Below are 6,653 nucleotides of genomic sequence, written 5' to 3'. Positions count from 1 at the left end.
TTGCGCGTAGCTCAGTTGTTCAGTAGCGAAAATCAGCGCCGGAGCGTCCGGCGTGGCGCATACCTGGGCTTCGATCAGGCTGTGCAGGCAGGCTTCACTGGGGAAGTCTGCAGCTGTGGCGTTCCACTCGCGCAGAACATGCTGCTGCTCACGGTCGCTCAACAGCGCCAGTTCGCCAAGCGCCGTCTGTGCGTCATGCGTCAGCGCCTGCAGGACCTGCTGGAAATGCGCCGACAACTGCGCCATGTGTTGCTCACTGAACGCCTCGCGGGCGTAGCTGAAGCGCAGCGACAGGGTTTCGCCGAGATTGACCACCAGGGTCAGCGGATAATGCGTTTGCTCCTGCGTACGCAGGCCGCCGAACACCAGCCCGGGCGGCGCAGCCTGTTGCAGGGCTTCGGACACCGGGTAGTTTTCGAACACCAGAATGGTGTCGAACAGCGCCTCGCCAGCGCTGCGGGCCCAACGCTGAATCTCGTACAGCGGCGTGTGTTCATGCTCGCGCAAGGCGATGTTCTGCGCCTGCACCTGTTGCACCCACTCCGCCACCCGTTGCTCGGCACGCGGGCTGGCGATCACCGGCAGGGTATTGATGAACAGCCCGAGCTGCTCCTCGACACCCGGCAGATCAGCCGGACGCCCGGCCACGGTTGCGCCGAAGGTGACGCTGGACTGCCCCGTATAGCGTTGCAGCACCAGCAGCCAGGCCGATTGCACCAGCGTATTGAGGGTCACGCGCTGCTCACGGGCAAACTCGCTCAGTTGACGGGTATTCTCGGCGTCGATCAAGTGCAGGTAATCACCGTGCCCCTGGCCGTTCTCAGGCGCCTTGAAGGCCTGAACCAGACGCGTGGGCTCATCGAGTCTGGCGAGTTGATCGGTCCAGAAACGCTCGCTGAGCCCGGCATCCTGGCGCTGCAACCATTCGATGTAATCGCGATAGCGGCTGACCTGCCTCGGCTGTGTCTGGCCGCTATAGCGTTGCAGCACTTCACCGAGCAGGCGCGAGCTGCTCCAGCCATCCATGAGGATGTGATGGCTGGTGTAAATCAGCTGATGGCTCCGCTCGCCGGTGCGCAATACGGCCAGGCGCAGCAACGGCCCGTGGGCCAGCTCGAAACCCTGCTGGCGGTCGGCATCGGCCCATTGGTCGATCCAGCCGGACGACTGCGTCCGGGCATCCAGCTCGACAAAAGGCATGCGCACATCACGCAAGACCACTTGCAGCGCTGGCTGCAGATGGCTGATGAAAGCACTGCGCAGCACCTCATGGGCATCCAGCGTGGCCTGCCAGGCGGCGCGGAAACGCGGCACGTCCAGGCCGCTGACCTCAATGCGCATCTGATTGATGTAATTGCCCGCCTCCTGCTCGAACAAGGTGTGGAACAGCATGCCCTGCTGCATCGGTGCCAGCGGGTAGAGGTCTTCGATCTGCCCGGCAGGTATCGGCAAACGGCTTAACTGCGACTGACTGAGGCACGCCAGCGGGAAGTCCGACGGGGTCACCCCCGCCACGCCTTCGGTGGTGCAATGGGCAATCAGCTGTTGCAATTCGGCGGTGTACTCATCGGCCAGGCGCTGCATGGTGTCGCGCTCGAACACCGCGCCACTGAAGGTCCAGCTCAGCCGCAGCTCACCGGCATAGACCTGACCGTTGATGCTGATCGGCGCAGCCAGCGGCGCAGCGGCACTCTGTGAGGCACCGCTGCTGTCGGCGGAGGGTGTGAACAGTGCCTGCGGTGTGTCGAAGCTGCCGTCGAACTGCCCCAGGTAATTGAACACGATGCTGCCCAGCGGCAAGGCTTGCAGGGTCTGCCGCGCCGATTCGCGGCCCAGGTAACGCAACGCGCCGTAACCGATGCCCTTGTCGGGTACTGCGCGCAGTTGCTCTTTGATGGTCATGATCGAATCGGCCAGCGAGGCCTGTGGGGTGAGCCTGACCGGGTACACATTGCTGAACCAACCCACCGTGCGGCTCAGGTCCAGTGCGTCGAACAGGTCTTCGCGACCATGGCCTTCGAGACGAATCAGTGCATGGGGTTGCGCGGTCCAGCGACTGACCACCCGCGCCAGCGCGGTCAGCAGCAGGTCATTGATCTGCGTGCGGTACGCCGCCGGGGCGTCCTGCAGCAGTTGCCGGGTCAGATCGCCATTGAGTTGCGTGACCACCGACAGCGCGTGCTGCTGTCGCTGGCCGCCATGCGGATGATCACACGGCAAGGCGTCGCTGACGTCTTGCAATTGCGCCTGCCAGTAGCCCAACTCCTGCTCCAGCGCCGGGCTTTGCGCGTAGGCCTGCAAGTGCTCGGCCCAGCTTTTCAGCGAACTGGTTTTCGCCGGCAGCAGCGCTGGCTGACCTGCTGCCAGGGCGATGTAAGCCTGTTGCAGGTCTTCCAGCAACACCCGCCATGACACACCGTCCACCAGCAGATGATGAATCACCAGCAGCAGGCGCTGTTCGCCCTGTGGCAGGTTGATCAGCACGGCACGCAGTAGCGGCCCGTTTTTCAGGTCCAGGCTACGTTGCGCTTCATCGGCCAGCTCAGACAAACGCTCGATGCTGTCCAGCTCATGGGTCCAGAGCAGCTCACGAGTGTTCTGCATGCCGAAGGTGGCCTGCCATTGGCCGTCCTGTTGAGAGAAACCCAAACGCAACGCGTCGTGCTGTTCGACCAACGCCGTCAATGCCGACTGAAGACAAGAGGCCTCCAGCGTTTGCAGAGGCTTGAGCATCAGCGCCTGATTCCAGTGCTGACGCTCGGGGATGTCCAGCTCGAAGAAACGCGCCTGAATCGGCAGCAACGGCAACGAACCGCTGATCTGCTCCGCCACGGAGGCGGGCTTCTTTTGAATCAGTTTTGCCACCGAAGCCAGTTGGCCGATGGTCTGTCTTTCGAACAATTGTTTGGGGCTGAGCTTGATGCCCTGACGCTTGGCGCGGGCGATGATCTGCAGACTGAGGATCGAATCGCCGCCCAGCTCGAAGAAGTTGTCGGTGCTGCCGACCTGTTCCAGCTTGAGGACATCCGCCCACACGGCGGCGAGCTTTTCCTCGATCTCGCCGACTGGCGCGGTGTAGCGCTGTTTGACCACGCCAGGCTTAGGCAAGGCGCGCTTGTCGAGCTTGCCGTTGGCGGTCAGTGGCAGACTGTCCAGCAGCATGATCTGCGCGGGCACCAGATACTCGGGCAAGCGCGCCGCCAGTTGCTCACGCAGTTTGTCGACGTTGAGGCTCGTGCCGGCCGCCGCCGCGCAATAGGCCACCAGTTGCAGACGTGTTTCATCGCTTTCCAGCGGCTGCGCCAGCACCACGGCGTCGGCCACGTTTTCCAGGGTTTGCAGAAGCTGGCCGACCTCGCCCGGCTCGACCCGGTAACCGCGGATTTTCACCTGATCGTCAGCACGGCCGAGGTATTCCAGCACGCCATCCACCCAACGCGCACGGTCGCCTGCACGGTACAAACGCTGACCGTTGGCGTCCGGGTCCGGCACAAAGCGTTCGGCGGTCATTGCCGCACGGCCCAGATAGCCCTGCGCCAGCCCGCGACCGCCCAGATACAGTTCACCGGCCACCCGTTCGGCCACCGGATTGAGGTAAGCGTCCAGCACCCGCGCCTTGCCGTTGGCCAGCGGCTGACCGACCGGCACACTACGGCAGGCACTGAGGTGCCCGGCCACTTCGTGGGTCAGGATACCGACCGTGGTTTCGGTCGGGCCGTAGTGGTTGATGATCCGGCAGCCCGGCTTTAGCGCACGCACCTGCTCGATCAACGCCCAGGCGCTGGCCTCGCCACCCAGAATGAGCACTTGCCCAGGCAGCACGTCCGCCGGGTTGGCGGCCTGTAGCAGACCCTGCAAATGGCTGGGCACGATTTTCAGCACTTCAACCTGATGCTCGGCCATGTAACGCGCAAAACCGTCAGGGTCGAACGCCTGCTCGTGCGACAGCAGGTGCAGCGGTCGGCCGGACGCCAGCGCACCGAACAACAGCGTATGCCCCAGGTCGGCAGCGACCGTCGACACCATCGCCATGCTCGCCCCTTCATTCAACGCCAGACGCTCAAGCACGCCCTGCACATAGTTGGCCAGCGCGCCGTGGCTGACCACCACCCCCTTGGGCTGCCCGGTGGAGCCGGATGTGTAGATGATGTACGCCGCTTGCTCAGACAGCACCCGAACATCCAGCGCCCCGCTATCGACAGCGGCCCACAGCGCAGCATCGAACGCCAGCACCGGGCACACGCCCAACCGCGCGGCCTTGTCATCATCGGGTGCATGCACCAGCAGCACCGCGCCGCTGTCACGGGCCAGTTGCTGCAAGCGCTCGAACGGTTGCGCGCTGTCCAGCGGCAAGTACACCGCGCCCAGTTTCAGCACCGCCAGCAGGCTGACCACCCATTCCACGGAGCGGTTCAGACACAGCGCGACGGTCATGCCTGGCTTGATGTCCTGGGCGTGCAGGTAGCGGGCGAACTGGTTACTGCGTGTCTCAAGCTCGTCAAAGCTCAACACCTGCTGACCCACACGCAACGCGGTGTTGCCACGCCCGGCACGCAGGCCCTGTTGCCAGAGGCTGAGGAAATCGGGGCAGGCAACGTCCTGGGTTTGCTCGGCGACCGGCGACGATACGACGTGTGGATGATCGGCCAGACGCCGGTCGGTGTCCGAGACCAGTGCTTGCAGCACGCTGCGCAACGCTTCGGCGATACGCTCGATGCTCTGCGCTTCGAACAGGTCGGTGGCGTAGGTGAAATAACCGCGTATCCCTTCGGGCGTGTCGGTGAAGTCGAAGGCCAGATCGAAACGCGCATCGCTGCTGCCCATCGGGAACTCATCGACCGTCAGGCCCGACACGCGCTGCCCGCTGCCATCGGCCGCCAGCACGTGCTGATTGATCTTGAACTGGAACAGCGGGTTGTGGCCCGGATTGCGCTCCGGTGCCAAGGCATCCACCAGATGCTCGAACGGCAGTTCCTGATGCGACTGCGCGCCCGTCACCACCTGCTTGACCTGATCCAGCAGCTCGGCAAAGCTCTGCCGCTCATCCACCTGCACGCGCAGCACCTGAGTGTTGATGAAAAAGCCGATCAGCCCTTCCAGCTCGCTGCGTGTGCGCCCGGCATTGGGTGCGCCGATGCGGATGTCGGACTGCCCGCTGAAGCGCGACAGCACCACCGACAGCGCCGCCAGCGTCACCATGAACAGGGTCTGGCCATTGTTGCGCGCCAGGCTTTTCAGTTGCGTGGACAATTGCTGCGGCAGGTCGACGCGCACCATCGCACCGCGATGGCTCGGTTGCAGCGGACGCGGATGATCCAGTGGCAGGCTCAGCAACGGATGTTCGCTGCCCAGTTGCTGTTTCCAGTAGTCCAGCTGCCGCTCGCCCTCCCCGGCCTCCAGCCAGGCGCGTTGCCAGATCGCGTAATCTGCGTACTGAATCGCCAGCTCGGGTAACGAAATCGGCTGTCCGGATACCTGAGCCTGATACAACTGCACGAACTCGCGAATCAGCACTTCGCCGGACCAGCCATCGGACACCACGTGATGCATGCACACGGTCAGTACGTGTTCGCTTTCACTCAGTTGGAACAGCTTGACCCGCAGCAGCGTGCCGCTCAGCAGGTCGAAGGGCTTTTGCAACTCGGCGCGCACCTGCTGCTCGATGTCTGCGGGCGCCACCGACGCGAACTCGAGAGCGACTGTAGCCTGTTCGAGAATCTCCTGATAGAACACGCCATCCTCTGAAACGAAGCGGGTGCGCAGGGTTTCATGGCGTTGCACCAGCCGCTCCAGCGCTGCGCTCAGCGCCTGCCGGTCCAGTGCGCCTTTCAAACGCACCGCCAAAGGCACGTTGTAGGCTGCGTTGCCCGGCTCCATCTGCCAGAGGAACAGCATGCGCTGCTGCGCGTAAGACAGCGGAATACGCGCTGCGGCATGCCGGGTCACGGCGATGGGCAGCAGTTTGAAGCTCTGTCCGGTCTCGTGCATTTTGGCGAGGATCTGGCGCCGCTGTTCGACGGGCAGGCCGACGAAACGCTGGGCAATACGCTCTGCTGCAGACTTGTCCATGTCAGATACCCGCCATTTCATTCATCATTTTTTCAATATCGGACAAGCCGTCCTCGGTCAGCGACAGGCTACTGCCGGCAAAGGCCTGAATAAATTCGTTCAGTTGCGGTTTCTCGAAGATCAGGCGCAGCGGAATGTCGATTCCCAGGCCGGTGTGGATTCTGGAAATCAGCTGCGTCGCCAACAACGAGTGACCACCCAGCTCGAAGAAATCATCGCTCAGCCCGACACGCTCGACTTTCAGCACATCGGCCCAGATCGCCGCCATCTGCCGTTCCTGCTCGGTACAGGGTGCGACGTACTGGCGCTGCAACTGCCTGGCGTCCGGTTTAGGCAGTGCCTTGCGATCGAGCTTGCCGTTGGCGCTCAGCGGCATTCTGTCCAGCACGATGAAATGCGTGGGCACCATGTAATCCGGCAGCGATTCCTTGAGACAGGCCTTGAGCGCATCACGCAACTGATCGTCGTGGTGCTCGACCACCAGATACGCCGCCAGCTGTTTGCCGGACGGGCCGTCAACGTCGATCACCACCGCCTCATGAACGCTGTCGTGCTCCAGCAGGCTGGCTTCGATTTCGCCCAGT

At 63.2% G+C, this 6,653-nt stretch carries 2 protein-coding genes; both read right to left on the bottom strand.

Translation table 11 applies throughout. From position 1 onward, the window contains the following. Nucleotides 1-6,069 (bottom strand): non-ribosomal peptide synthetase (locus LCH65_RS26060; RefSeq protein ID WP_226439940.1); only part of this gene is annotated, 6,069 nt, incomplete at its 3' end. Nucleotide 6,070: 1 nt separating this feature from the next. Beyond that, nucleotides 6,071-6,653 (bottom strand): phosphopantetheine-binding protein (locus LCH65_RS26055; protein ID WP_226439939.1); only part of this gene is annotated, 583 nt, incomplete at its 5' end.

It is taken from the genome of Pseudomonas sp. MWU16-30316 (assembly GCF_020515645.1).
Taxonomy (GTDB): domain Bacteria; phylum Pseudomonadota; class Gammaproteobacteria; order Pseudomonadales; family Pseudomonadaceae; genus Aquipseudomonas; species Aquipseudomonas cerasi.
The sequence above is the reverse complement of the archived record's forward strand: the minus strand, read 5'-3'. Positions and strand labels throughout refer to the sequence as shown.